Here is a 25,342-nt window from a genome sequence, read left to right as displayed (position 1 = left end):
CTGCTGCGCTACCGCGCGCCCCGCTGGCTGCAGGGTGGCCACCTGCAAACCATCCTGCCGGCCACCTGCATGGCCAGGCCGAAGGTCAGCTACCGACGCGAGCGCTGGGACACCCCGGACGGCGACTTCATCGACGTCGATTGCGTCGACGGCGCCCCGGGCCAGCCGTTGGTCGTGCTGTTTCACGGGCTGGAAGGCTCGTCCGACAGCCATTACGCGCGTTCGCTGATGGCGGCGCTGGCCGCGCGCGGCTGGTCGGGCGCCGTGCCTCATTTCCGCGGCTGCTCCGGCGAACTGAACCGGATGCCGCGCTTTTACCATTCGGGCGACGCACCCGAGATCGACTGGATCGTGCGGCGCCTGCGCCCGCGCGCGTCGGGCCGGTTCTACGCGGCCGGCGTCTCGCTCGGCGGCAACGCGCTGCTGCGCTGGCTGGGCGAATCGCAGCACCAGGCCGGCATCGTGGACGCGGCCTGCGCGGTCTCGGCGCCGCTGGACCTGGCGCGCGGCGGCGAATCGCTGTCATCCGGGCTGAACATGCTCTACACGCGCATGTTCCTGCGCTCCCTCAAGCCCAAGGCGCTGGCCAAGCTGGAGCGCTTTCCGGGCCTGTTCGACCGCGACGCCCTGCTCGCCGCGCGCGACCTGTACGAATTCGACAACATCGTCACCGCGCCGCTGCACGGCTACCGCGATACCGACGACTACTGGCACCGGGCCAGCGCCAGGCACGTGCTGGGCGACATCACCGTGCCCACCCTCGTGCTCAACGCGCGCAACGACCCGTTCCTGCCGGGCCAGCACCTGCCGGACCAGGCCGCGCCGTCCGTGGTGCTCGAGTATCCCGAGACGGGCGGCCACGTGGGCTTTGCAGTGGGCGCGCCGCCTGGACGCATCGACTGGCTGCCGCGGCGTATCCTGCATTTTTTCGAACACGGCGCCGGAGGCCAACATGGATGAAATCGTCAAACAAGCGATGGCCAAGTGGCCGAACGTACCGCACTGCTACGGCTGGCTGGCGCTGGACGCGCGCGGCGCCTGGCGCATGCGCGACGAGGCGGCCCAGCGCGCCGGCGCGCCGGGCGACAAGTTGACCAATGCCGCGCTGGTGGGCTTCATCAACCGCAATTACCTGCACGACGAGCGCGGCTGCTGGTATTTCCAGAACGGGCCGCAGCGGGTGTACGTGAACCTGGAAGCGACGCCGTTCATCGCGCGCACCGATCCGCTGGCGGGGTTCTTGCTGCACACCGGGCGGCCGCTGGGCCAGGTGGAGCAGGCGTTCATGACCGACCTTGGCCAGGTGATCCTGCAAGGCGCGGACGTTGTCGCGCAGGTCGACGACCGGGACGTGGCGCAACTGCTGCCGTGCATGGAACTGGATGGCGCGCCGGTCACCGATGACGCACTGGCTGGCTGGATCGAACATGGCGGTGACGAAATGCTTCTGCGCCATGGTGGAAAGGCAGTGCGCATCGAGCACCTCAGGGCGGAAGAAGTGGCCGCCAGGTTCCGCTTCATCATGCAACCGCAATTGCCCGGCTGAGGACCGGCAGGGTGATGGCGGGGAGCGCCGCGGCGATTGTCTCGTTTAACGTTATTTTTCCTCGTTTTGTCTCGCGTGACGCTGGGCGAAATGGTTCCTGTCGAGGGAAGCGCCGCGCGCTGTCGGCCGGCTGCGAGCAAACGCGAGTACGCACGAGACAAAACGAGACACCCCCCCCAGCCGCAATCACCCTACGGCCGGTCCTTCTTCTCTTCCTTTTCGTCCTTCTGCCTGGCCTTGATCTCGCGTTCGCGCGCGTCGATCACCGCCTGGTCGTAGAACGACACATCGCCCGCCTTGCGCGCGATGTCCAGCTGGTCGACCGCCGCCGGCAGGGCGCCGCTGAGCGCGTAGGATTCGGCCAGCGCCATGTGCTGCAGCGCGATCTTGCCCTGCTTGGCATAGGTCTTGGCCAGTTGGTCGTAGAGCTTGGGTTCGGCGCGGTACTGGCTGATCTGGTCGCGCAGGAAGCGCGCGGCATCATCGAGCTTGCCGGCGGCGACCATCGCGTCCGCATACTGGCGCGCAATGGCCCGCGACAGCGGGAACTGCTGGTGCGCCTGCGCCGCATCGCGCACGGCCTGCTGCACTACCGCATCCGGCTGGCCGGGCGCCAGCTTGATCTCGATCTGCAGTCCGGCCAGCATGGCAGCGCCGTCGTTGCTGTCGCGCTCGGCCGAGAACACGCCGGGCCGCGGCTTGAGCGCGGCGCGCGCCTTGTCCAGCCAGCTTTGCGCACCGGCCAGGTCGCCGCCGCGCAGGGCCAGGAACGCCAGCCCGTACTGCGCCGCCACCTGCTGCTGGCGGCTGGGCTGCTCCATCTGGGCCAGGAACGCCGCCCTGGCGTCGTCGCGCGCCTTCACGGTTTCGTCCTGCAGCACGCGGGCGCGCGAACGCACCAGGTAAAAGTCGAGCGAATCGGCATGCGGGCGCTGGTGCGGCGCCTCGCGCACGCGCGACTGGATGTCGACGATGCGCTCGGCCGTGAGCGGGTGGCTGGACAGCCAGGCCGGCATTTCCGAGTAGTTGCGCGTGGCCGTCTGCAGGCGCTTGAAAAACGCGACCATGCCGGAGGTGTCGAAACCGGCCGCGTTCATGATCTGGAAACCGACCCGGTCGGCCTCGCGCTCGGCGTCGCGGCTGAAGTTGAGCTGACGCTGGATCGCCAGGCCCTGCCCGCCCAGTGCAATGCCCATCGCGGCATCCGGGCTGCTCTTGGCGGCCAGCGCGGCCAGGATGAGCGCCGCCAGCGGCAGCAGCATGTCCTCGCGCTGCTTGCCCAGCATGCGCGCAATGTGGCGCTGCTGGACGTGACCGATCTCGTGCGACATCACCGAGGCCAGTTCGGATTCGTTCTGGGCCGCGATCAAGAGCGCCGAGTGCACCGCGATGAAGCCGCCCGGCAACGCGAACGCGTTGATCATCGGGTCGCGCACGGCGAAGAAAGAAAAGTCGAAATTGGCCTCGCCGCGCGCGCCGGGGGCAGCCGCCACCAGCGTGGTGCCCAGGTTGTTCAGGTATTCGAGCAGCGGATCGTCGTCGAGAAAATCGCGGTCGCGCCGGATATCGTTCATGATCTCCTCGCCCAGCTTGCGCTCGACGATCGGCGACAGGTCCTCGCGCGCCGGCTCGCCCAGCGTCGGCAGGTTGGTGTTGTCCGGCGGCTTGCGATAGACCTCGGTCGGCGACGCGAGGGCGAGCGCGGCCGATACGGACAGGCAGACGGCAGTCAGAGCGCGCGGCCACCGGCGTGGCGGCATCTTCGCTGGGACGGGGATCGAATTCACGGGTGCTATCATACCCTCATCGGCAGTTGTCGAACGGCTGGCCGAAACACTTTGTTACCCTGCATTATCAACCAAACAATCGCACGATGACCTCCCCCGACCAGCTCACCCATTTCGACGCCACCGGACAAGCCCACATGGTCGATGTCGGCGCCAAGGCCGAAACGCACCGGATCGCGGTGGCGGCCGGCACGATCCGGATGAAGCCGGAGACGCTCGAACTCGTCACCACGGGCAGCGCCAAGAAGGGCGACGTGATCGGCATCGCGCGCATTGCCGCCATCATGGGCGCCAAGCGCACCAGCGACCTGGTGCCGCTGTGCCACCCGCTGCCGATCACGCGAGTGGCGGTGGACTTCGAAATCGACCAGGCCACCAGCAGCGTGCACTGCCGCGCGCAGGTCGAAACCGTGGGCAAGACCGGGGTCGAGATGGAGGCGCTGACTGCCGTGCAGGTGGGCCTGTTGACGATCTACGACATGTGCAAGGCGGTCGACCGCGGCATGGTGATGACCAACGTGCGGGTGCTGGAGAAGCACGGCGGCAAGAGCGGCGATTGGACCGCCGAGTAGCGCCGCAAGGTGTTGTAGGGTGGGCAGGTTTCCTGCCCACGCGTTCAAACGCCTCCCGCAACACCGCAACGAAAGTCCAGCCCCGTCCGGCCCACCCGCGCCGCTACCCCGGGCACGCTGCGGCATCACGCTCCTGACAGTTGAACGCGTGGGCAGAATCTGCCCACCCTACGCACCCTTCAGCCCGCTATTCCCAAAGGCAGCCTCAACGTTTGACGCGGCGCATGCTTGATGTGCGGTCCTTGAACCGCGTCAGTATCTGCCGCTCAAATGCTTGCGTTGAATTGAAAAGCTTGCATTAACGTCAAGCCCACTCGGCGCGCGCGCAGCCGCGCATCTTTCCAGGCAAACCCATGTGACCCGCCTTGCCCGCGGGAGGGGCCTCTTTTTGCCCAAATTTTTGTAAGGAGAACAGGTACCCGAGGAACTGCCAGTACCAGCGTCCGCTTTATCCGTACTTATCCAAACTCAACAGAAGAAGAAGGAATACGAAATGAACAAGTTGTTCCCTCCTGCTTTGGAAGTCCGACTCCACGCCTGGTTATGCTGTCTCGCGATGGTGTTGCTCTCAGCATGCAGCGGCGGCGGTTCCGACACCAGCCGTCAACAGCCCCAGCTCGCGGCCGATGTGGCGGGGGTCCCGGCCCCCGGCATTGCCCCGGGCGAACCGCCGCCCACGCCCGGCCCCGCCCCTTCCCCGAACGGCACGCCCAGTGACGACGACATCGGCGGCCTGTACTGGTGGCTGCTCGGCCGTGCGCCCAGCGCCACGGACCTGCTGTTCTGGAAGGCGTCGAATCTGGGCCTGGACGACATCGCGTTCCAGTTGAAGAAGAGCCACGAGCTGGTGGACCTGCACGGCTGGAGCAGCATCGGCCAGAACACCCGCACCAGGATTTACGTCGATGCCTCGGCAACCGGCGAGCGACCGGACGGCAGCGAAGCCAATCCCTATAGGACCCTGGCCGCGGCCGCGAGGGCAGTCAAGGGGCCCAGCACGACCATCTTCGTCAAGCCGGGCGTGTACGAGGGCGGCCTGCGCACAACCACCGATGGCGCCGACACGGTTGCGGGCGGCTACGACGGCAGGATCTACTGGGTTTCGACCATGCGCTGGGGCGCAAAGATCGTGCCGGCGCCGGCCTCCACCAACGAGGCCGACAACAGCACCGGCTGGACCAACACCGGCAACTACGTGCACATCGTCGGCTTCGAAGTGGACGGCTCCTCTTCCGCCAGCGCCACGCGCGACAACTGGCGCCAGGGAATCTACACCAGCGGTTCGCACAGCGTGGTGCGCGAAAACTACGTGCACGACATCGCGCGCTGGTATTCGTGCAGCAGCGGCAGCGGCGGCGCCGGCATCAACATCGACGCCTACGACAACGGCGGCCTGAGCGATGCGGTGGGCAACTGGGTGCGCGACATCGGGCGCGATGCCGCCGGTTGCAACCGGTTCCAGGGCATCTACGTGAGCAGTTCGGGCAGCGTGGTCAACAACGTCGTCTATCGCGCCTACCGGGGCGCGGCGATCCACCTGTACCACGAGGCCAATGCGGTCAAGGTCATCAACAACACGGTGGCGGCGTCCTATGTGGGCATCGTGGTCGGGACCGGGGCGTACCGGGGGCCCAAGGTGGAGCATAAGGACACGCTCGTCTACAACAACATCGCTTACGACAATTACATCGGGATCGAGGAATACGTCGGCAGCGGCGGCATCATGGGCGTGAACTACTACCGCAACAACCTGCTCGCGCAGAACACGCGCGACTGGGGACCGATGCGCAACACCGATACCGGCACGCTGACCGCCGATCCGGCCTTCGTCCGCTACGAGAAGGCCATGCTGCTGCCGAATTTTCACCTCGCGTCGCACTCGGCGGCGATCGACAGCGGCACGACCAGCAATGCGCTCGCCAACGATTTCGACGGCCGCATGCGCGACCCGAGCAATGGCAGTTGCATCGGCGCCTACGAGGCGCCGCAGTAGCCAGCTGCGGTCATGCTCCACTGAAGCTTTCCCCGCATGGTACATTGCTGACCTTGCGCCGCCGGAGCCGGCAGGCGCCTGTCACAAGAACCTGAAGGGGATTGCATGAGATACCATTTGCTCGCGCTGGGCGCCGCCCTGGTGGCGACGGGCGCGTCGGCCGCGCCGCGCGGCTTTACGGTCGAGGACCTGGTCAACATGGAGCGCGTCGGCAGCCCGGCGGTGTCGCCGGACGGCTCCCGCGTGGTGTACACCGTGCGCAGCACCGACATGGCCAAGAACCGCGGCCACACCGACCTGTGGATGGTCGACCTGCGCGCGGCCAAGCCGGCGCCGGTGCGGCTGACCAACCACAGCGCCAGCAGCACCGATCCGGAGTGGTCGCCGGCCGGCGACGCGATCTATTTCCTGTCGGGCCGCTCCGGTTCGTCGCAGGTGTGGCGCCTGCCGCTGTCCGGCGGCGAGGCGTCGATGGTCACCAGCCTGCCGCTGGACGTGGACAATTTCCGGCTGTCGCCCACGGGCGACCGTCTGTTGATGAGCATGTCGGTGTACCGCGAATGCCCGGACCTGGCCTGCAGCAAGGCCAAGGACGAGGAGCGCGGCAAGACCAAGGCTTCCGGCCGGGTGTACGACAAGCTGTTCGTGCGCCACTGGGACACCTGGGCGGACGGCAAGAACGCGGTGCTGTATTCGGCCCCGATCGACGCCAGCGGCCGCGTGAGCGCGGCGCCGGCCAGCCTGTCCGGCACGCTCGACGGCGACGTGCCGTCCAAGCCGTTCGGCGACCATGACGAGTATCGCTTCAGCCCGGATGGCAAGACGGTGCTGTTCTCGGCCCGCATCGCCGGCAAGACCGAGGCATGGTCCACCAACTTCGACCTGTATGCGGTGCCGGCGGACGGCAGCGCCGCGCCGCGCAACCTCACCCAGGACAACAACGCCTGGGACACCAAGGGCGTCTATTCGCCGGACGGCCGCACCATCGCCTACCTGGCCATGACCCGCCCCGGCTTCGAGGCGGACCGCTTCCACATCGTGCTGATGGACGTTGCCAGCGGCAAGAAGCGCAACGTGGCCGAGAGCTGGGACCGCTCGCCGGGCAGCATGCAGTGGAGCGCCGACGGCAAGTCGCTGATCGTGGACGCGGAAGACGTCGGCAACCACAAGCTGTTCTCGATCGACGTCGCCAGCGGCAAGGTGACCGCGCTGACGGACAAGGGTTCGATCGGCGGCTTCGACGCGCGTCATGACACGATCGCTTTCACGCAGTCGAACCTGCAGTCCGGTGCGCAGCTGTTTGCGCTCAAGGGCGGCAAGGCGCGCCAGCTGACCAACCAGAATGCGGACCGCCTGGCCGACGTGCGCTGGGGCGAGTACGAACAGTTCTCGTTCGCCGGCGCGGGTGGCGACACGGTGCACGGCTACGTGATGAAGCCGTGGAACGCGACGCCGGGCCGGAAGTACCCGGTGGCCTTCCTGGTGCACGGCGGCCCGCAGGGCAGCTTTGGCAACGGCTGGAGCTACCGCTGGAATCCGCAGACCTACGCCGGCGCCGGCTATGCGGTGGTGTTCATCGACTTCCATGGCTCGACCGGCTATGGCCAGAAGTTCACCGACGCGATCAGCGGCGACTGGGGCGGCAAGCCGCTCGAGGACCTGAAGAAGGGGCTGGCCGCGGCCGAGGCGAAGTACCCGTGGCTGGACCACGAGAAACGCTGCGCGCTGGGCGCCTCGTACGGCGGCTACATGATGAACTGGATCGAGGGTAACTGGTCCGACGGCTTCAAGTGCATCGTCAACCACGACGGCGTGTTCGACGCCCGCGGCATGGCGTTCTCGACCGAGGAACAGTGGTTCACCGACTGGGAAAACGGCGGCGCCTACTTCGCCGTGCCGGAAAATCACGAGCGCTTCAATCCGGTCAACTACGTGAAGAACTGGAAGACGCCGATGCTGGTCGTGCAGGGCGACATGGACTTCCGCATCCCGACCGCACAAGGCCTGTCCACCTTCACGGCACTGCAGCGCCGCGGCATCGAGAGCAAGCTGCTGTTCTTCCCCGACGAGAACCACTGGGTCCTCAAGCCGGCCAACTCGGTGCTGTGGCATCACACGGTGCTGGACTGGCTGGATGCGCACCTGAAGCAGTAAGCGGGGTGGGGCCGGCGGCGCGGCCTCGCGCCGTCGTCAGAAATAACCTTCCTTCCACAGCCGGGGCCACGACGGTCCCGCGTTCACGGCTTCCAGCGCCGGGCTCAAGGGCTCGGCGCGCAAGCGTGCCAGCCCGTCCGGTAGCAGGTTCGCCAGCCCGGCCATGGTGGCGACAACCAGCACGGCGCCCACAAGGCGCGCGGTCCCGCCGGCGCCGGACACCTGCGTCACCGGCACGACCGTGCGGTACCAACCGGTCGCGCAAGCCAGGTACAGAGCGATCCCCAGCTGGCTCTGCGGCATCACAATGATGCCGGAAACCGTCCCGTCAACCAGGATCGCCACCGCCCCCACCAGCAGGGCTGCGGCAACGGCGCGGTTGTTCCGATCGTGTGCATCGACCTGGCGTGCCGCGCGCACCAGCGCACGCAGGACGATCGCGATCGCGGCCAGCAGGCAGACCAGCGCCGGCAAGCCCCATTCGCTGGCGATCTGCAGCAGCCAGTCGTGCGGGTGGGCTCCCTGGTGCACCGGGCGGCCAAAGTGAGCAAAGTGCATCGGCCCGACACCAAGCAAGGGGTGCTGCAGGATCAGCGTCACGGCCTGGTGCCACAGGGGCAACCTTCCGGAGGCCGGATCGGTCACCGTGCGCTCGACCGCAAAGGTGAAGGCGCCGATTCCTTGCGCGCCGAGCAGCGCGGGAACGATCACGAGCAGCACGACGTAGCCGACCACGCCCAGCATTGCGGTCAACCCGACCTGCCGGAGATAGGGCAAGGCGGCGCCCCGCAGCAGGAAGGCAGCCGCGGCGCAGGCGGCGGCCATGCCCGCCAGCGTGCCGCGCGCGGTGGTCGCGTACAAGGCCATCCACCAGTAGGCGGTGACGGCCAGCCACAGCCAGCGCAGCCGGGACGCGCGCGGCGTCAGGCTGCACAGCAGGACCAGCAAAGGCAAGGTCGAGGTCTGGACGTGGTTAAAGAAGCGGATATTGCTGAAGCCAGGCGTGAAATCGTCGGCCGCCAGCGCAATGTCAAGATAGAACGAGCCGAAGTAGGCGGCGAAGAACTTGATCGTGTAAAGAGCGCCGGCAATGGCGACGACCTGCAGGATCCGAAGCAATGCCGGCAGTCCACGCTTGGCGATCTCGGCGCCTGCAGCGATGGCGACGGCATACAGCAGGAAAAATACGGAGGTTTCGAAAGCGGCCAGGCGCGGTTCGCGTGCCTGAATGCTGCTGAGCATGCCGAGCAGGAAAAACACCGCGAGCATCTTGCCAGCCGCTCCGGCAAACAGCCGGCCTGCCACGTCCGAACGCGACGCCAGCAGCCAGGCCCCAACGCAAAGCAGGGTGACGATCTCGACAACGCGCTGGAAATCGTGCCCGGCCACCAGCATGAAATTGGCGCACAAGGCTGTGCAGAGCAAGGTGACAACCAGCATCCCGTTCTCTCTCGTCGTTTGCAAGATCGCCCTCGGCCTGTGTTTTGGGGATAAAAAAGCCGCCTGGCTTACACCAGACGGCTTTCTGTCGATGGCGATGCCCGGGCATCGCCATGGTCTGGATTAGCTACCGTTGCAGCTGGTGCCAGCGATCTTGGTCTTGTCGGCGGCTGCCAGGTTGGTGTCGCAGCTCCAGGCACCGGCGCCAGTGCGGCTCAGGGTGATCGTCTTGCCGGCAACGGTTGCCGGGCCACCGTTGATGGTGCAAACGAGGGTCACAACACCGGCGTTCGCGGCGCTGGCGGTGTCGCTGCTGCAAGTGTTGCTTGCCGCTTTCAGGCCCGATGCGCTCTGCACGTCTGCTTGCACTGCATTCGGGTCTTGGTTCATCAGGACGTCGACGCCGGTCTTACCAGCAGACACTTCCGCCAGCGCAGCGGCGAATTTCGACTTGGCGACGTAGTCCTGGTAGGCCGGGATTGCCACGGCGGCCAGGATACCGATAATCGCAACCACGATCATCAGTTCGATCAGGGTGAAGCCGGCTTGGGCTTTCTTAACGATCTTCATCGATTTCATTTTTCATCTCTCCAGGTTAAGGTTGGGTGACACCGCTTCTTGCCACGCTTTCCTATGAGCAATTGCCGTGCCAGCTGGAAAGTATGGCGATTTATTGCTGAATATGCAATAAGCAGCCGTTTCCGGAACATTTTTTGTTCGATAAGTGACAAAAATTGTCAGCGCGCGCGGACAAAGTTTGTCATTGGTCAAAAGAGAGGGGCGGATGAAAAAAGGGAGCCCGCAGGCTCCCTTTTCGCTACGACCAGAATGTCTTACAGCATGGCCTTGAGCAGGCGAGCCATTTCCGACGGGTTCTTGGTGACCTTGATACCGCAGGCTTCCATGATTTCCAGCTTGGCTTGCGCGGTGTCGGCGCCGCCCGAGATCAGCGCGCCGGCGTGGCCCATGCGCTTGCCCGGGGGGGCGGTGACGCCAGCGATGAAGCCAACCACCGGCTTCTTCATGTTGTCCTTGATCCAGTAAGCGGCGTTGGCCTCGTCCGGGCCGCCGATTTCGCCGATCATGATGACGGCGTCGGTGTCCGGGTCGTCATTGAACATCTTCATGATGTCGATGTGCTTCAGGCCGTTGATCGGGTCGCCGCCGATACCGACTGCCGACGACTGGCCCAGGCCCAGCGCGGTCAGCTGGCCAACCGCTTCATAGGTCAGGGTGCCCGAGCGCGACACGACGCCGATGCGGCCCTTCTTGTGGATGTGGCCCGGCATGATGCCGATCTTGATCTCGTCCGGGGTGATCAGGCCCGGGCAGTTCGGGCCCAGCAGCAGGGTCTTGGAACCAGCCTTGGCCATGCGGTCCTTCACTTCCATCATGTCGCGGACCGGGATGCCTTCGGTGATGCAGATTGCCAGGTCGAGCTCGGCTTCAACGGCTTCCCAGATCGCGGCGGCGGCGCCTGCGGGCGGCACGTAGATCACCGACACGGTGGCGCCGGTTTCGGCCTTGGCTTCCTTGACGCTGGCGAAGATGGGGATGCCCTCGAAGTCCTCGCCGGCTTTCTTCGGGTTCACGCCGGCCACGAAGGCTTCACGGCCGTTGGCGTAGTCGCGGCACATGCGGGTGTGGAACTGGCCGGTCTTGCCGGTGATACCCTGGGTGATAACTTTGGTGTCTTTGTTAATCAGAATCGACATTTTTCTATCCTTCGCGTATTAGGCTTTGCCAGCAGCAGCGGCCACGACCTGCTTCGCTGCGTCTTCCATGGTGTCGGCCGAGATGATCGGCAGGCCGGATTCGGCCAGCATTTTCTTGCCGATGTCTTCGTTGGTGCCCTTCATGCGCACAACCAGCGGCACGTTCAGCGACACGGCCTTGGACGCGGTGATCACGCCTTCGGCGATCACGTCGCAACGCATGATGCCGCCGAAGATGTTGACCAGGATGGCCTTCAGGCCCGGGTTCTTCAGCATGATCTTGAAGGCTTCGGTCACTTTCTCGGCCGTTGCGCCACCGCCCACGTCGAGGAAGTTGGCCGGCTCGCCGCCGAACAGCTTGATGGTATCCATGGTGGCCATGGCCAGGCCGGCGCCGTTCACCAGGCAGCCGATGTTACCGTCCAGCGAGATGTAGGCCAGGTCGAATTTCGATGCCTCGACTTCGGCCGGATCTTCTTCGTCCAGGTCGCGGTAGGCGACGATTTCCGGATGACGGAACAGGGCGTTCGAGTCGAAGTTGAACTTGGCGTCCAGTGCGATGACCTTGCCGTCGCCGGTCAGGATCAGCGGGTTGATTTCAGCCAGCGAAGCGTCGGTTTCCCAGTACGCCTTGTACAGGCCTTGCAGGTTCTTGCGCGCGTCGGCGATCGAGCCTTCCGGCACGCCGATCTTGCGGGCGATGTCATCGGCGTCCTTGTCGGTCAGGCCGATCGACGGGTCGATCACCACGTTGTGGATCTTTTCCGGGTGCGAGTGCGCCACTTCCTCGATGTCCATGCCGCCTTCCGACGAGGCCATCAGCACCACGCGCTGCGAGACGCGGTCGGTGACCATCGACACGTACAGTTCCTTCTTGATGTCGGCGCCTTCCTCGATCAGCAGGCGACGCACTTTCTGGCCTTCCGGGCCGGTCTGGTGGGTGACCAGCTGCATGCCCATGATCTGGTTCGCGTATTCGCGCACCTGCTCGAGCGACTTGGCCACTTTCACGCCGCCGCCTTTGCCGCGGCCGCCAGCATGGATCTGCGCCTTGACTACCCAGACCGGGCCGCCCAGCTGTTCAGCTGCTTTCACGGCCTCGTCCACCGACATGCACGGAATGCCGCGCGGAACGGTCACTCCAAACTTCCGGAGGATTTCTTTGCCTTGATACTCATGGATTTTCATGCTGTCTTCCCTTCCCTCTTACAGGTCTGATTAAGGTTGAAATCGAAAAAACGCGACGCCTAACTGGTCACGGGCTTGGCCACCCAGCGCGGGTAGAACTTGGCCACGGCCGGGCCATCGGCACGCAATGCGTGGCAGCGGTCGATCTGGAACGGGCGCTCGGCGCCGTCCTCGTCCACGCCGTCGCGGGTTTGGAACACGTCGTTGGCGTAAGCCTGGATCGCCGCCGTCGGCAGGACCTGCGCCAGTTCGGTGAGATGGGTGCAACCGAGCACGCCGGACAGGCGGTCCTTCAGGTGCAACCGGAAATGTTTCATCAGCGACAAGCCGATCAGTTTCTTGTAGGCGTCGGCGATGGTGTCGCAAAAACCAGGATAGGGAACGGCATCGGATGCGGCTTCGGCATCGACGATCACGAGCTCGCGGTCGATGGTCACCCGCAGCTTGAGGTCGTGCACCGGCTTGCCGCCCTCGCGCACGCCAGAGGCGAGCAGGATGTCCCTGACCTTGACGTCGCTGATGGACGCGTCGAGATCCCACAAGCCGTCCTCGCGCGCGTACGCTTGGACAGTGATGGCGCGCGTGTGCCGGAGCTGGCGCGGGACGGGAGAAGACAGGGGCATAAAAACCAAGTGCCGGGAATGCGGCGATAAATTACGCAGCCGTGTGCCTGATGCACGTTGCCGCAGCTTCTACGGCAACTACCGCTCATGCGGCGCTGCTGAAACCTCGAAAGTTTAGCACATGCTTGCGACTGGCTGCACTGCAGCATTCGATAATTGCCAAGCAGGCAACGCGATCGTGAATACCTGAGTTCGGGTCCTTTGGATGACTGACAGGGACCTGACAGCCCGTGCGGTCAGGTCGCCGACTGCGGCAAGGGAAAACAAAACCAAGCGCGCAGCGCCATCTGCGGTGAGGAGCACGCGGGTTAGACGTGCGGCGGATGGCGCTCCGCGCTTGATTCTGTGGCGCGCAGGTTGGGCTCCTGCTTGCGCGCGCCTGGTGCGACGCGCGTCGCATCGCGTGGGCTCGAGAGCCCACCCTACAGTTCGTCGTCGTCCGCGCCGCCCTGCATGGCGGCACGCACGGCCCGCTGCGAAAAGCCGCGCTGCAGCAAGAAGCGCATCTGTTTGGCGCGCTCGGCGGCATCCTGTGCCACCTTGCCGAACTTGCGGCGCCAGACTTCCCTGGCGCGCGCGAGCTCGGTTTCGGCCAGCCCGGACTTGAGCTCGGCCAGGGCCTCGCCGCCCACGCCGTGGTTCTGCAGTTCGGCCACCACGCGACTGTTGCCGTAGCGGCCGGCCTTGCGGTGCACGAGCGCTTCGGCAAAACGCTCCTGCGACAGCCAGTTGTTCTTCTCGAGGAAGTCGAGCACGGCTTCGACGTCCTCACCCTCCTCGGCGTAGCGTGCCAGCTTGCGGCCCAGCTCGAGCCGGCTGTGCTCGCGCGTGGAGAGGTAGCGCAGTGCGCGGGCTTTCAGGCTCAGTTCGGGCATGGCTGGTCGGCTCCCGCTTCGTGCACGGCGTGGGCTCGAGAGCCCACCCTACCCATCATTCGTCGGCGCCGACGGCCTTGAGCTTGGGCTTGCCACCGTCTTCTTCGACCGGCGGCAGCTCGCGCACGCCGAGTGCGGCACGGACCTTGTTTTCGATCTCGCGCGCCAGCGCCGGACGCTCCTTCAGGAACTGGCGGGCGTTGTCCTTGCCCTGGCCGATGCGCTCACCGTTGTAGCTGTACCACGAACCGGACTTCTCGATGACCTTGTTGTCGGCGCCCAGGTCGAGGATTTCGCCTTCCAGCGAGGTGCCTTCCCCGTACAGGATGTCGAAGTGGGCTTCCTTGAACGGCGGCGCGATCTTGTTCTTGACGACCTTGACCTTGGTTTCGTTGCCGATCACCTCGTCGCCCGACTTGATCGAGCCGGTGCGGCGGATGTCCAGGCGTACCGACGCATAGAACTTGAGCGCGTTGCCGCCGGTGGTGGTTTCCGGGTTGCCGAACATGACGCCGATCTTCATGCGGATCTGGTTGATGAAAATGACCAGGGTGTTGGTGCGGTTGATCGAGGCGGTGAGCTTGCGCAGCGCCTGCGACATCAGGCGTGCCTGCAGGCCCGGCAGGGCGTCGCCCATGTCGCCTTCGATCTCGGCGCGCGGGGTGAGCGCGGCCACCGAGTCGATGACCACCAGGTCCACCGAGCCCGAGCGCACCAGCGCATCGGTGATTTCCAGCGCCTGCTCGCCCGTGTCCGGCTGCGAAATGAGCAGCTCGGACAGGTTGATGCCCAGTTTTTGGGCATAGGTGACGTCCAGCGCGTGCTCGGCGTCGATGAAGGCGCAGGTGCCGCCCAGCTTTTGCATTTGCGCGATGGTCTGCAGGGTCAGCGTGGTTTTACCGGACGACTCGGGACCGTAGATCTCGACGATGCGCCCGCGCGGCAGGCCGCCCACGCCCAGCGCGATGTCCAGCCCGAGCGAGCCGGTGGAGACGGTTTGCACTTCTTCGACCGGCGCATTGGCGTCCATGCGCATGACCGAGCCCTTGCCGAACTGCTTTTCGATCTGTGCCAGAGCGGCGGCCAGCGCCTTGCTCTTTTCGGAAGCATTTACTGCGGATTTTTTGTCGTCCATAATTTTCTTTCAGTCAGAAGAAGGCAAGGTCGCTGGGAAAGCGCAAAAACGGCCGCGCGTCATCACAGGCGGTACTGTATAAAAAAACAGTAGTGTTTGCAAGCGCAAAATTGCCGGGTGTTTGACAAAGCTCGCGTTGTTGCGGCAAATCAAACACAATACAGAGATATATCAGGTCTAATCACACACCTTTCACCCGGTGCCCCGAAATGCGTATTTTACTTGCCGAAGATGATAGCGTGCTCGCCGACGGCCTGACCCGCTCGCTGCGCCAGTCCGGTTATGCGATCGACTGCGTCAAGAACGGCCAGGATGCCGACACCGCCCTGTCGACCCAGGAATTCGACCTGCTCATCCTTGACCTTGGCCTGCCCAAGCTGTCCGGGCTCGAGGTGCTGCGCCGCCTGCGCGCGCGCGGCTCGCTCCTGCCGGTGCTGATCCTCACCGCGGCCGACTCGATCGAGCAGCGCGTCAACGGCCTGGACCTGGGCGCGGACGACTACATGGCCAAGCCGTTCGCGCTGTCCGAGCTCGAGGCGCGCGTGCGCGCCCTCACCCGCCGCGGCGCCGGCGGCGGCCCCACCGTGATCCGCCACGGCCCGCTCACCTACGACCAGGTCGGGCGCAGCGCCTACATCAACGACCAGATGCTCGACCTGTCCGCGCGCGAACTGGGCCTGCTCGAGGTGCTGCTGGCGCGCACCGGGCGCCTGGTCTCGAAGGAGCAGCTGGTGGACCACCTGTGCGAGTGGGGCGAGGAGGTCTCGAACAACGCGATCGAGGTCTATGTGCACCGCCTGCGCAAGAAGATCGAGGTCGGCGGGGTGCGCATCGCCACCGTGCGCGGCCTTGGCTACTGCCTGGAAAAATACTCGGACGCCAACCGTCCCCCCACCGCAGCGGCCACTGACAGCAAGTGAACGATCGCGACGCCGGCCTGACCAGGCTGCCCGATGCCCGGGCCGCCGAGGCGCCGTACGTACCGCCCAATCCCGAGCCCGAGGAGAACATCCAGCACTCGCTGTTCGGCGAGATCCTGGACTGGATGCTGGCGCCGCTGCTGCTGCTGTGGCCGATGAGCATCGCGATTACCTATTTGGTGGCCAAGTCGATCGCCAACGAGCCGTTCGACCACGCGCTCAAGGACAACCTGACCGTGCTGGCCCAGCAGGTGCGCGAGGTGGACGGCAAGCTCACCGCGCACCTGCCCGACAGCGCGCGCGACATCCTGCGCGCCGACGACGTGGACAGCGTGTACTTCCAGGTGACCGGCCCGCACGGCGCCTTCGTGGACGGCGACCGCGACCTGCCGCTGCCGTCCGAGGAAGAGGTGGTGGACGGCCCCGAGGTCCAGTTCCGCACCGACCGCCTGCACGGCACCCCGGTGCGCATCGCCTACGCCTATGTGCACCTGGACCCGGCCCATCCCGACGCCGACGGCAGCCTGGCGCTGGTGCAGGTGGGCGAGACGCTGGAAAAGCGCGCCCAGCTGGCCAACGCGATCATCAAGGGCGTGATCCTGCCCCAGTTCATCATCCTGCCGGTGATCCTGGCGCTGGTCTGGTTCGCGCTCTCGCGCGGGCTGTCGCCGCTGGCCCAGCTGCAGGAGCGCATCCGCGCGCGCCGCCCGGACGACCTGTCGCCGATCGACTCGCGCCAGGTGCCGGAAGAGATTTCGCCGCTGGTCGGCTCGCTCAACGACATGCTCGAACGGCTGTCGCAGACGATCGACATGCAAAAGCGCTTCATCGCCGACGCCGCGCACCAGATGAAGACCCCGCTGGCCGGCATGCGCATGCAGTCCGAACTGGCGCTGCGCCAGCTCGACGCCGACGAGATCCACCGCTCGCTCGAGCAGCTGGCCAAGAGCAGCGAGTCGGCCACACGCCTGGTGAACCAGCTGCTGGCGCTCGCGCGCGCCGAGAACCAGCCGCACGCGGGCCTGGCGTTCGAGAAGGTCGACCTGGTCCAGCTGGCACGCAACACGGTGCAGGAATGGGTGCAGGCCTCGTTCGCGCACCAGATCGACCTGGGCTTCGAGCCGCTCGACGACAAGATCGAAATCGCCGGCAACGCGATGATGCTGCGCGAGATGCTGTCGAACCTGATCGACAACGCGCTGCGCTACACGCCCGCGGGCGGCAGCGTCACCGTGCGCGTGCGGCGCGACGGCGAGAACGCGCTGCTCGAAGTGGAAGACACCGGCCCGGGCATCGCCCCGTCCGAGCGCGCCAACGTGTTCGAGCGCTTCTACCGCATTCTTGGCTCGCAGGCCTCCGGCAGCGGCCTGGGCCTGGCCATCGTGCGCGAGATCGCGCAGCAGCACGGCGCCGAGATCGACCTGTTCAACAACCCGCGCAGCCATTCGAAAAAAAACCCGGGCAGCCTGTTCCGGCTGACCTTCCCGCCACCCGCGATCACCGACGACCATGCCTCCTAGCGCCCCTCCCGCCTCCGTGCCCGACCAGCAACAGCGAGAACAGCTTGCGCGCGCGCGCGAGCTGCACTGGCAGCGCGCGCGCCGCTTCACGCTGCTGCTGCTGGCCCTGTGGCTGGCGACCGGCTTTTGCACGGTCTACTTCGCGCGCGCCCTGGCACACCTGACGCTGTTCGGCTGGCCGCTGTCGTTCTACATGGCGGCGCAGGGCGCCTCGCTGGTGTACCTGGCCATCATCGGCGGCTACGCGATCCGCATGCGCCGCCTGGACCGCGAATATGCGCGCGCGGCCGGGGAGATCGCATGAACGCGGCGCACAACTACTTCCAACGGCTGTCGCGCTACTATCTCTGGTACACCGCCTGCTTCATCGCCTTTTTGCTGGCGCTTGGCCTGCTCGAGCGCGAAGGCATGCCGCGCCTGTGGATCGGCTACCTGTTCATGTTCGCGACCATCGTTCTGTACGCGACCATCGGCGTGATCACGCGCACCTCCAACGTCTCGGAATACTACGTGGCCGGGCGGCGCGTGCCGGCCCTGTTCAACGGCATGGCCACCGCCGCCGACTGGATCTCGGCGGCCAGCTTCATCAGCCTCACCGGCAGCCTGTACCTGCGCGGCTTCGACGGGCTGGCCTACATCATGGGCTGGACCGGCGGCTACTGTCTGGTGGCGCTGCTGATCGCCCCCTACCTGCGCAAATTCGCCCAGTACACCGTGCCCGACTTCCTGGCCGCGCGCTACGGCGGCGGCGCGGGTTCGCGCGGCGGCCCGGTGCGCGTGATCGCGGTGGGCGCCACCATCATCATCTCGTTCACCTACGTGGTGGCGCAGATCTACGCGGTGGGCCTGATCGCCTCGCGCTTTACCGGCGTCGATTTCTCGGTCGGGATCTTCCTCGGCCTGGCCAGCATTCTGGTGTGCTCGTTCCTGGGCGGGATGCGCGCGATCACCTGGACCCAGGTGGCCCAGTACATCATCATTCTGGTCGCGTTCCTGATCCCGACCATGTGGCTGTCCACCAAGCACGCCGGCAACCCGGTGCCGCAGATCGCCTACGGCTCGGTGCTGCCCAAGCTGGCCCAGCGCGAAGCCCAGCTGGTGCACGACCCGCGCGAGCAGGACGTACGCGACCGCTTCCTGCAGCGCGCGGCCGACTACCAGCGCCGCCTGGCCGGCCTGCCGGCGTCGTGGGCGGCCGGCAAGCGCGAAGTGCAGCGCAAGCTGGACGCGGCGCGCCTGCGCAACGCCTCGCTCACCGAGATCCGCGCCGCCGAGCGCGAGCTGGCGGCCTACCCGAAGAATCCCGAGGACGCGGTGCGCGTCTGGACCGAGCTGAAGGCGTCCAACCTGGCGCGCGCGCGCCCGCCCGAGCCGCACGCGACGCCCTTCCCCGGCGCGTCCGACGAGGCGTCCGACATCCGCCGCAACAACTTCCTGGCGCTGGCGCTGTGCCTGATGATGGGCACCGCCGCGCTGCCGCACATCCTGATGCGCTCGTACACCACGCCGTCGGTGAACGAAACCCGGGTGTCGGTGTTCTGGACCCTGTTCTTCATCCTGCTGATCTACCTGACCATCCCGGCGCTGGCGGTGCTGGCCAAGTACGACATCTACACCTTCCTGGTCGGCAGCGACTACCACCACCTGCCCTCGTGGATCTCGTACTGGGCCAACGTGGACCGGGTCAACCCGCTCATCAACGTCACCGACATCAACGGCGACGGCATCGTGCAGCTGGCCGAGATCGCGATCGACGGCGACGTGCTGGTGCTGGCCACGCCCGAGATCGGCGGGCTGCCCTACGTGGTCTCGGGCCTGGTGGCCGCCGGGGGCCTGGCGGCCGCGCTGTCCACCGCCGACGGGCTGCTGCTGGCGATCTCCAACGCGCTCTCGCACGACATCTACTACAAGATCGTGGACCCGGGCGCCTCCACCCAGAAGCGGGTGACGATCTCCAAGCTGCTGCTGCTCGCGGTGGCCTTCATTGCCGCCTACGCCGCCTCGCAAAAGCCGGCCGACATCCTGTCGCTGGTCGGGGCCGCGTTCTCGCTGGCGGCATCGACCCTGTTCCCGCCACTGGTGGCGGGCGTGTTCTGGAAGCGCGCCAACCACGTCGGCGCGGTGTCAGGCATGGTGGTGGGCTTCGTGGTCTGCCTGTTCTACATGCTGCACACGAACCCCAGCCTGGGCGGCAGCCTGGCAGCGGCATGGTGGAACATCGCGCCGATTTCGGCCGGCGTGTTCGGCGTGCCGGCCGGTTTTGCCGCGATCGTCATCGGCAGCCTGCTCACCGCGCCGCCACACCGCAGCAGCGCCGGGCTGGTCGATTACATCCGCGCGCCGGAACAGGCGGCCGATTCACAGGCGCCAACGCCGCAGTGAGCGGCCCAGGTCCATGCCGATGTGATAATTTTCTTGCTGTACAACAAAACCATCAAAGGAGACCACCGAATGGCAGCGCGCACCCTGTTGAAGATCCTCTTGCTGGCCTTGCCGGCCGCCGTGCAGGCGACACCCCAGAACGACCAATGGCACGCCAAGGCGCGCGCGCTGCTCGAGCATGCGGTGAACGTGCCCACGGTGGCGGGCCGCGACCGGGTGCCCGAACTGGCCAACTGGCTGGCCGACCAGTACCGCGCGGCCGGTATCCCGGATGCCGACATCCACGTCATGCCCTACGAGAAGACGGCCGCCCTGATCGTGCGCTGGCGCGCGCCCGGCAAGCCGGCCGCCAAGCCGATCATGGTCATGGCCCACATGGATGTGGTCGAGGCCAAACGCGAGGACTGGTCGGACACCGATCCGTTCGTGTTCACCGAAAAGGACGGCTATTACTACGGCCGCGGCACCACCGACATCAAGTCCGGCATCGCCGCCACCACCGCCGCCATCCTCAAGCTCAAGGCCAGCGGCTTTGCGCCCAGGCGCGACATCATCGTGTTCTACACCGGCGACGAGGAGACGGTCGGGATCGGCGCCACGCTCGGCGCGACCAAGTGGCACGACCTGCTGGACGTCGAATACGGCCTGAACGCCGACGGCGGCGGCGGCGGCTTCACCCCGGACGGCCGCGCGCTGGGCTTCACCATGCAAAGCGCCGAAAAGACCTTTGCCGACTACACCTTCACGGTGAAGAACCGCGGCGGCCACTCGTCCAAGCCACGCGCCGACAACGCCATCTACCAGCTGGCCAACGCATTGCATCGCCTGGAGACCTATCGCTTCGAGCCGGTGCTCAATGAAACCACGCGCGCCTACTTCGCCGGCCGCGAAAAAAACGAGACCGGCGCCCTGGGCGACGCGATGCGCGCCTGGCTGAAGAACCCTGCGGACGGCAAGGCCGCCGACTTCATCGAAGCCGACGAAGGCGAAGTTGGCCTGACGCGCACGCGCTGCGTGGCCACGCTGCTGTCCGGCGGCCATGCCGACAACGCGCTGCCGCAGACGGCCACCGCCAACATCAACTGCCGCATCATGCCGGGTGTGTCGCCGGATGCGGTGCGGGCCGAGCTGGAAAAAGTGGCGGCCGATCCGGGCGTGGCGGTCACGCGCGCCGACAAGTACGTGACCTCGCTGGCTTCGCCGCTGCGTGCGGACGTTGTGGCCGCGTTCACCGAGGCGGTCCACACGCACCATCCGGGCGCGCCGGTGTTCCCCGAGATGAGCACCGGCGCCAGCGACGCGCGTGCGTTCCGCGAGGCGGGCATTCCGGTGTACGGGGTCGATGGCGGCTGGTCGATCGTGCCGACCGACCTGCGCGCGCACGGGCGCGACGAACGGCTGCCGGTGAAGGCGCTGGACGACAACGTGGACCACTGGGTGGTGCTGCTGAAAAAACTGGGCGGGTAAGTTCGGCGCCGGCGGCACGCGCGGGCAGGAAAACCTGCCCTATCCGCCGCGCATGAAATGGCAACAGCGCATAGCGTCATGGAAACCTAGCTGTTATTCTTGAGCAAGCCGCCCGGCGGCACAACGACCAGAATAACAAGGAAGAAAACCCATGCCGTTCCCTTACCGTACCGCGTGCGCCAGCCTGCTGCTCGCGCTTGCCATCTCCACCGCCCACGCCGAACCGGCCGCCGCGCCCGCTGCGCCGCCATCGGTCGAAGCGTTCTTCGCCAGCGCCAAATTCGGCGGCGCGACCCTGTCGCCGAGCGGTAAATACATCGCCGCCCGCGCCGGCGCCGAAGGCCAGCACGACATGCTGATGGTGGTGGACCTGACCGCCAACACCGGCAAGGTGGTGGCCGCCTACAACGACGCCGACATCGACACCTTCCGCTGGGTGAACGACGAACGGCTCGTATTCAACGTGCAGGACAAGGATCTGGGCCTGGGCGACAAGCGCTACGCGCCCGGCCTGTTCGCGGTGAACCGCGATGGCAGCAACCTGGTGCAGTTGGCGGACCGCTTCATCGGCGCCCAGTCGCTCGGCCGCAAGATCCAGCCCTACAACACCTACCTGTTCGAGCAGTCCGGCCCCAAAAATTCGGAATGGGTGTACGTGTTTCGGCCGGAGTGGGCGGAAACCGAAAAGCTGAGCCATATCTCGCTGCTGCGCCTGAACACGGTCACTGGCCAGACCGAGATGGTGCCGCGGCCGGCCAAGGTGCAGGGCTGGATGCTCGATGAGAAGGGAGAGCCGCGCCTGGCCACAGGCACGGACAAGAACCTGACCACCATGTACTACCGCGACCCGGCCAACAACGAATGGCGCAAGCTGGCCAGCTTCGACCCGTACAAGCAAGACAGCGACAAGATCCTCCCGGTCGGCTTCGGTCCGGACGGCACGCTGTACGTGACGGCCATGGCCGGCAAGGACACCCGGTCGCTGTACACCTTCAACTTCAAGACCGGCACCATCAATCCGGATCCCGTGATCGTCACCGCCGGGTACGACTTCAACGGCAAGCTCATCACGAACAAGGACAAGGTGCTGGGCCTGGACTTCACCACCGATGCCCGTTCGCAGGAATGGCTCGACCCGGGCATGAAGGCGCTCCAGCAAGAGGTGGACAAGGCCCTGCCTGCCACCGTCAACCTGCTGCTGTCCACGCCCAAGAAGGAAGCGCCGTGGGTGCTGGTGGTGGGCTATTCGGACGTGATTCCGCCGGCCTACTGGCTGTACAACAAGGACACCAGGCAAGTCAGCAAAGTCGGCGACTCGCACCCCGCCATCAACCCGAGGCAGATGGGACGCCAGCAGCCGATCCGCTACAAGGCGCGTGACGGCCTCGATATCCCTGCCCTGCTGACCCTGCCGCCCAGCGGCAAGAGCAACCTGCCGCTGGTGGTGCTGGTCCACGGCGGCCCGTGGGTCAACGGCACCGCCTGGGGCTGGAACCCGATCAGCCAGTTCCTGGCCTCACGCGGCTATGCCGTGCTCGAGCCGTCGTTCCGCGGCACCACCGGGCTGGGCTCCAGGCACATGCTGTCCAGCTTCAAGCAATGGGGCCTGGCCATGCAGAACGACGTGGCCGATGGTACCCGCTACCTGATCGGCAAAGGCATCGCCGACCCGAAGCGGATCTGCATCGCCGGCGCCAGCTACGGCGGCTACGCCACCCTGATGGGCCTGGTCAACGACCCGGACCTGTACAAGTGCGGCGTGAATTGGGTTGGCGTGACCGACATCAACCTGATGTACAAGGGCAGCTGGAACTACCGCTCGGACATGACGGACGAATGGAAGCAGTACGGCATGCCCGAGATGATCGGCGACCCGGTCAAGGATGCGGCCCAGCTCAAGGCGACCTCGCCGATCGAGCAGGCGTCGCGCATCACCCAGCCGGTGCTGATGGCCTACGGTGGCGTGGACGAGCGCGTGCCGATGTACCACGGCAAACAGTTCTATGATGCGGTGACCAGGACGAACAAGAACGTCGAATGGATCGAGTATCCGGACGAAGGACACGGTTGGCATCTGCCGAAGAACAACTACGATTTCTGGACCCGCGTCGAGAAGTTCTTGGACAAGAACATCGGGCCGGGCTCGCAGAAGCAGCAATAACCAGCCGTCGTCCCGGCGAAAGCCGAGACGCATGCTGAGCTTGCAAAGTTGTCGGCAGTGCGGTCCTGCGAACTCAGCATGGGTCCCGGCCTGCGCCGGGACGACGTATCAACGCTAACAAATCGCGAGGATGCTATGTCGTCAGGCAAAATATTGGTCGCACAGGGAGGCGGCCCCACCGCTGTCATCAACCAGTCGATGGTCGGGGTCACGCTCGAGGCGCGGCGCTTTCGCAACGTCACCCGCATCTATGGCGCGCTGCATGGCGTGCGCGGCATCGTCAACGAGGACTTCCTCGACCTGACCCAGGAGACCAGCCACAACCTCGAGCTGGTCGCCGCCACCCCGTCGTCGGCGCTGGGCTCGACGCGCGACAAGCCGGACATGGCTTACTGCCAGCGCATCTTCGAAGTGCTGCGCGCCCACGAGATCGAACACTTCTTCTACATCGGCGGCAACGACTCGGCCGACACCGTGCGCATCGTCAGCGAAGAGGCGCGCAAGGCAGGCTACCCGCTGCGCTCGATCCACATTCCCAAGACCATCGACAACGACCTGGTCGGCAACGACCACGCGCCCGGCTTTCCGTCCGCCGCGCGCTTCGTGGCGCAGGCCTTTGCCGGCGCCAACCTCGACAACGCCGCGCTGCCGGGCGTGTACGTTGGCGTGGTGATGGGGCGCCACGCCGGCTTCCTCACGGCCGCTTCGGCATTGGGCAAAAAATTCCCCGACGACGGCCCGCATCTGATCTACGTGCCCGAACGTACCTTCGAGCTGGAGCGCTTCCTTGCGGACGTGAAGGCGATGTACGAGCGCCATGGCCGCTGCGTGATCGCGGTGTCCGAAGGCATCCACGATGCGTCCGGCCAGCCGGTGGCCACGCTGCTGGCCAAGGAGATCGAGCGCGACCAGCACGGCAACGTGCAGCTGTCCGGCACCGGCGCGCTGGCCGACCTGCTGTGCGATGAGATCAAGTCCAGGCTGGGGATCAAGCGGGTGCGCGGGGACACCTTCGGCTACCTGCAGCGCTCCTTCATCGGCTGCGTGTCGGACGTGGACCAGCGCGAGGCGCGCGAAGTGGGCGAAAAGGCGGTGCAGTTTGCGATGTGGGGCGACCGCGACGGCTCGGTGGCGATCCGCCGCACCGGCTTCTACTCGGTCGATTACGAACTGCAGCCGCTGGACGCGGTCGCGGGCAAGACCCGCACCATGGAGGACGAGTTCATCGCGCCCTCGGGCACCGACGTCACCGATGCGTTTCGCCTGTACCTGCGGCCCTTGCTGGGCTCGCGCATGCCGGACGCCTTCCGCCTGCGTGGCGCGACGGTCGAGAAGGTGCTCAAGCGATGAGCTTCCCCCTGCCTTCCCCGCTCACCCTGCGTGCGGCCACGGAGGCGGACGCCGCCTTCTGCCGCGCGCTGTTTGCCTCGACGCGAGACGACCTGCGCCAGTTGCCGCTGCCGCCGCCCGTGCTCGAACAGCTGATCGACATGCAGCGCCACGCACAGGAAACGAGCTGGCGGATGGCGTTCCCGCACGCCGCCGCGCTGATCCTCGAGTGCGACGCCCGGCCCATCGGCCGCCTGTTGCTCGATGCCTCGGGACGCGACTGGCGTGTGGTGGACATAGCGCTGATGCCGGGCGAGCGCGGACGCGGCCATGGCGGCGCGCTGCTCGGCGCGGTGCGCGACCAGGCGCAGGCGGCGCACGCATCGCTTGCCCTGTCGGTCTTACGCAGCAACGAGGCCGCGCTGCGCCTCTACCAGCGCCTGGGCTTCACGCTGGCGCGCAGCGACGAGATGCGCCACGAGCTGCTGTGGCAGGCCGGCGCTGAAGCGACGCCGGCACGGTAGCACCAGGACGC

21 protein-coding genes are annotated in these 25,342 nt (G+C 66.1%); 13 read left to right on the top strand and 8 right to left on the bottom strand.

The window, feature by feature from the left end; genetic code table 11:
• Nucleotides 1-3 precede the first annotated feature (3 nt).
• Both NX773_RS14195 and NX773_RS14190 read left to right on the top strand, forming a co-directional pair.
• Nucleotides 4-960: a YheT family hydrolase gene (locus NX773_RS14195; RefSeq protein ID WP_258857128.1), complete on the top strand. Its 957-nt coding sequence runs from the start codon at nt 4-6 to the stop codon at nt 958-960.
• Nucleotides 953-1,546 (top strand): DUF2946 family protein, encoded by a 594-nt coding sequence (locus NX773_RS14190; RefSeq protein ID WP_258856969.1) that lies wholly within the window; start codon nt 953-955, stop codon nt 1,544-1,546. The genes NX773_RS14195 and NX773_RS14190 overlap by 8 nt, the downstream gene beginning before the upstream one ends.
• Nucleotides 1,547-1,737: 191 nt before the next feature.
• Here NX773_RS14190 and NX773_RS14185 read toward each other — a convergent pair whose 3' ends face one another.
• Entirely contained in the window at nt 1,738-3,306 is a 1,569-nt protein-coding gene (locus NX773_RS14185) for a M48 family metalloprotease (protein WP_258857127.1), read from the bottom strand.
• A 113-nt stretch (nt 3,307-3,419) separates the two neighbouring features.
• On the opposite strand from NX773_RS14185, the gene moaC reads away from it, so the two are divergent.
• The 3 genes from moaC (at nt 3,420) to NX773_RS14170 (ending at nt 8,052) form a co-directional block, all read left to right on the top strand.
• On the top strand, nt 3,420-3,905 hold the full coding sequence (gene moaC, locus NX773_RS14180; RefSeq protein ID WP_258856968.1) for a cyclic pyranopterin monophosphate synthase MoaC: 486 nt from the start codon (nt 3,420-3,422) through the stop codon (nt 3,903-3,905).
• A gap of 556 nt (nt 3,906-4,461) precedes the next feature.
• Complete coding sequence (locus NX773_RS14175) at nt 4,462-5,898, top strand: choice-of-anchor Q domain-containing protein (protein WP_258856967.1); 1,437 nt, start codon at nt 4,462-4,464, stop codon at nt 5,896-5,898.
• A gap of 105 nt (nt 5,899-6,003) precedes the next feature.
• Nucleotides 6,004-8,052: a S9 family peptidase gene (locus NX773_RS14170; protein WP_258856966.1), complete on the top strand. Its 2,049-nt coding sequence runs from the start codon at nt 6,004-6,006 to the stop codon at nt 8,050-8,052.
• Between the two features lie 36 nt (nt 8,053-8,088).
• Here NX773_RS14170 and NX773_RS14165 read toward each other — a convergent pair whose 3' ends face one another.
• The 7 genes from NX773_RS14165 to recA form a co-directional block, all read right to left on the bottom strand.
• Entirely contained in the window at nt 8,089-9,516 is a 1,428-nt protein-coding gene (locus NX773_RS14165; RefSeq protein WP_258856965.1) for an O-antigen ligase family protein, read from the bottom strand.
• Between the two features lie 99 nt (nt 9,517-9,615).
• On the bottom strand, nt 9,616-10,071 hold the full coding sequence (locus tag NX773_RS14160) for a pilin (protein ID WP_307728592.1): 456 nt from the start codon (nt 10,069-10,071) through the stop codon (nt 9,616-9,618).
• A 254-nt stretch (nt 10,072-10,325) separates the two neighbouring features.
• Nucleotides 10,326-11,207: a succinate--CoA ligase subunit alpha gene (gene sucD, locus NX773_RS14150; RefSeq protein ID WP_258856964.1), complete on the bottom strand. Its 882-nt coding sequence runs from the start codon at nt 11,205-11,207 to the stop codon at nt 10,326-10,328.
• An 18-nt stretch (nt 11,208-11,225) separates the two neighbouring features.
• Complete coding sequence (sucC, locus tag NX773_RS14145) at nt 11,226-12,395, bottom strand: ADP-forming succinate--CoA ligase subunit beta (protein ID WP_258856963.1); 1,170 nt, start codon at nt 12,393-12,395, stop codon at nt 11,226-11,228.
• Nucleotides 12,396-12,454: 59 nt separating this feature from the next.
• Nucleotides 12,455-13,018: a DUF2889 domain-containing protein gene (locus tag NX773_RS14140; RefSeq protein ID WP_258823411.1), complete on the bottom strand. Its 564-nt coding sequence runs from the start codon at nt 13,016-13,018 to the stop codon at nt 12,455-12,457.
• 422 nt (nt 13,019-13,440) lie between these two features.
• Nucleotides 13,441-13,893, bottom strand: a complete 453-nt coding sequence (gene recX, locus NX773_RS14135) for a recombination regulator RecX (protein ID WP_258856962.1) — start codon at nt 13,891-13,893, stop codon at nt 13,441-13,443.
• Nucleotides 13,894-13,948: 55 nt separating this feature from the next.
• Complete coding sequence (gene recA / locus NX773_RS14130; RefSeq protein WP_258823409.1) at nt 13,949-15,028, bottom strand: recombinase RecA; 1,080 nt, start codon at nt 15,026-15,028, stop codon at nt 13,949-13,951.
• Nucleotides 15,029-15,237: 209 nt separating this feature from the next.
• On the opposite strand from recA, the gene NX773_RS14125 reads away from it, so the two are divergent.
• The 8 genes from NX773_RS14125 to NX773_RS14090 all read left to right on the top strand — a co-directional run bounded on the left by NX773_RS14125 (nt 15,238) and on the right by NX773_RS14090 (nt 25,331).
• Nucleotides 15,238-15,948: a response regulator gene (locus tag NX773_RS14125; protein WP_258856961.1), complete on the top strand. Its 711-nt coding sequence runs from the start codon at nt 15,238-15,240 to the stop codon at nt 15,946-15,948.
• Nucleotides 15,945-17,468, top strand: coding sequence for a sensor histidine kinase (locus tag NX773_RS14120; RefSeq protein ID WP_370662254.1), 1,524 nt, complete (start codon nt 15,945-15,947; stop codon nt 17,466-17,468). Before NX773_RS14125 ends, NX773_RS14120 begins: the two co-directional genes overlap by 4 nt.
• The gene (locus NX773_RS14115; protein WP_307728591.1) at nt 17,458-17,772 is read left to right on the top strand and encodes a DUF4212 domain-containing protein; all 315 of its coding nucleotides are present in this window, start codon (nt 17,458-17,460) and stop codon (nt 17,770-17,772) included. The genes NX773_RS14120 and NX773_RS14115 overlap by 11 nt, the downstream gene beginning before the upstream one ends.
• Complete coding sequence (locus NX773_RS14110) at nt 17,769-19,850, top strand: sodium:solute symporter family protein (protein WP_258856959.1); 2,082 nt, start codon at nt 17,769-17,771, stop codon at nt 19,848-19,850. The genes NX773_RS14115 and NX773_RS14110 overlap by 4 nt, the downstream gene beginning before the upstream one ends.
• Before the next feature lie 69 nt (nt 19,851-19,919).
• Nucleotides 19,920-21,317 (top strand): M20/M25/M40 family metallo-hydrolase, encoded by a 1,398-nt coding sequence (locus NX773_RS14105; protein WP_258856958.1) that lies wholly within the window; start codon nt 19,920-19,922, stop codon nt 21,315-21,317.
• A gap of 151 nt (nt 21,318-21,468) precedes the next feature.
• Nucleotides 21,469-23,478, top strand: a complete 2,010-nt coding sequence (locus NX773_RS14100; RefSeq protein ID WP_258856957.1) for a S9 family peptidase — start codon at nt 21,469-21,471, stop codon at nt 23,476-23,478.
• 135 nt (nt 23,479-23,613) lie between these two features.
• Complete coding sequence (locus NX773_RS14095) at nt 23,614-24,828, top strand: 6-phosphofructokinase (RefSeq protein ID WP_258856956.1); 1,215 nt, start codon at nt 23,614-23,616, stop codon at nt 24,826-24,828.
• Nucleotides 24,825-25,331 (top strand): GNAT family N-acetyltransferase, encoded by a 507-nt coding sequence (locus NX773_RS14090; RefSeq protein ID WP_258856955.1) that lies wholly within the window; start codon nt 24,825-24,827, stop codon nt 25,329-25,331. Before NX773_RS14095 ends, NX773_RS14090 begins: the two co-directional genes overlap by 4 nt.
• Nucleotides 25,332-25,342 lie beyond the last annotated feature (11 nt).

The sequence above is a fragment of the Massilia solisilvae genome (assembly GCF_024753215.1).
GTDB lineage: Bacteria > Pseudomonadota > Gammaproteobacteria > Burkholderiales > Burkholderiaceae_D > Telluria > Telluria solisilvae.
Note: the sequence above shows the minus strand (reverse complement) of the source record. Positions and strands in the feature narration are given on the sequence as shown.

Excerpts from the sequence above, each read along its gene's own strand:
- NX773_RS14170 (WP_258856966.1), top strand. The coding sequence starts at position 6,004 with ATGAGATACCATTTGCTCGCGCTGGGCGCCGCCCTGGTGGCGACGGGC.
- NX773_RS14185 (WP_258857127.1), bottom strand. The coding sequence starts at position 3,306 with ATGCCGCCACGCCGGTGGCCGCGCGCTCTGACTGCCGTCTGCCTGTCC.
- recX (WP_258856962.1), bottom strand. The coding sequence starts at position 13,893 with ATGCCCGAACTGAGCCTGAAAGCCCGCGCACTGCGCTACCTCTCCACG.
- sucD (WP_258856964.1), bottom strand. The coding sequence starts at position 11,207 with ATGTCGATTCTGATTAACAAAGACACCAAAGTTATCACCCAGGGTATC.
- NX773_RS14160 (WP_307728592.1), bottom strand. The coding sequence starts at position 10,071 with ATGAAATCGATGAAGATCGTTAAGAAAGCCCAAGCCGGCTTCACCCTG.
- NX773_RS14125 (WP_258856961.1), top strand. The coding sequence starts at position 15,238 with ATGCGTATTTTACTTGCCGAAGATGATAGCGTGCTCGCCGACGGCCTG.
- NX773_RS14175 (WP_258856967.1), top strand. The coding sequence starts at position 4,462 with ATGGTGTTGCTCTCAGCATGCAGCGGCGGCGGTTCCGACACCAGCCGT.
- NX773_RS14115 (WP_307728591.1), top strand. The coding sequence starts at position 17,458 with ATGCCTCCTAGCGCCCCTCCCGCCTCCGTGCCCGACCAGCAACAGCGA.
- recA (WP_258823409.1), bottom strand. The coding sequence starts at position 15,028 with ATGGACGACAAAAAATCCGCAGTAAATGCTTCCGAAAAGAGCAAGGCG.
- NX773_RS14105 (WP_258856958.1), top strand. The coding sequence starts at position 19,920 with ATGGCAGCGCGCACCCTGTTGAAGATCCTCTTGCTGGCCTTGCCGGCC.
- NX773_RS14100 (WP_258856957.1), top strand. The coding sequence starts at position 21,469 with ATGCCGTTCCCTTACCGTACCGCGTGCGCCAGCCTGCTGCTCGCGCTT.
- sucC (WP_258856963.1), bottom strand. The coding sequence starts at position 12,395 with ATGAAAATCCATGAGTATCAAGGCAAAGAAATCCTCCGGAAGTTTGGA.
- NX773_RS14110 (WP_258856959.1), top strand. The coding sequence starts at position 17,769 with ATGAACGCGGCGCACAACTACTTCCAACGGCTGTCGCGCTACTATCTC.
- moaC (WP_258856968.1), top strand. The coding sequence starts at position 3,420 with ATGACCTCCCCCGACCAGCTCACCCATTTCGACGCCACCGGACAAGCC.
- NX773_RS14190 (WP_258856969.1), top strand. The coding sequence starts at position 953 with ATGGATGAAATCGTCAAACAAGCGATGGCCAAGTGGCCGAACGTACCG.
- NX773_RS14090 (WP_258856955.1), top strand. The coding sequence starts at position 24,825 with ATGAGCTTCCCCCTGCCTTCCCCGCTCACCCTGCGTGCGGCCACGGAG.
- NX773_RS14095 (WP_258856956.1), top strand. The coding sequence starts at position 23,614 with ATGTCGTCAGGCAAAATATTGGTCGCACAGGGAGGCGGCCCCACCGCT.
- NX773_RS14140 (WP_258823411.1), bottom strand. The coding sequence starts at position 13,018 with ATGCCCCTGTCTTCTCCCGTCCCGCGCCAGCTCCGGCACACGCGCGCC.